The sequence below is a fragment of the Cellulomonas telluris genome, assembly GCF_004886325.1.
GTDB lineage: Bacteria > Actinomycetota > Actinomycetes > Actinomycetales > Cellulomonadaceae > Cellulomonas > Cellulomonas telluris.
Map to the genome: position 1 here is coordinate 1 of NZ_QXFN01000120.1, position 510 is coordinate 510.

Sequence of the window (510 nt, forward strand, 5' to 3'; positions counted from 1 at the left end):
GAAGGAGCTGGCCGCCTCGCGTGCTGCGGCGGCCATCGCCTCGGGCAGCTCTGCGGCCGACCGGACGACCCGCATGCCCTTGCCGCCGCCGCCGGCCGCGGCCTTGACGAGCACCGGATAGCTGAAGGTCGCCGGCTCGTCCTCGAGGGAGTACGACGGCACGACCGGCACGCCTGCCGCCACCGCGACCTCCCGGGCGGCGTCCTTGCGCCCCATCGCGTCCATCACCTCGGCCGAGGGGCCGACGAGGGTGATGCCCGCCTCGGCCAGCGCTCGTGCAAAGGGCGCGCGCTCGGAGAGGAAGCCGTAGCCGGGGTGCACGAAGCCCGCTCCCGACTCGCTCGCGGCCGCGACGACGGCGTCGATGTCGAGGTAGGACTCGACCCGCACCGCATCGTCCGCCGCGCGCACGTGGGGCGCGTCGGCATCGAGGTCGGTGTGGATCGCGACCGTGCCCCAGCCGAGGCGCTGGGCGGTGCGCATCACGCGCAGGGCGATCTCGCCGCGGTT

At 75.1% G+C, this 510-nt stretch carries 1 protein-coding gene; it reads right to left on the reverse strand.

Features of this window, described 5'->3' with window-relative positions; translation table 11 throughout:
* The coding region (locus FB586_RS19015; RefSeq protein WP_281276712.1) for a biotin carboxylase N-terminal domain-containing protein at positions 1-510 on the reverse strand (510 nt) is incomplete at both ends.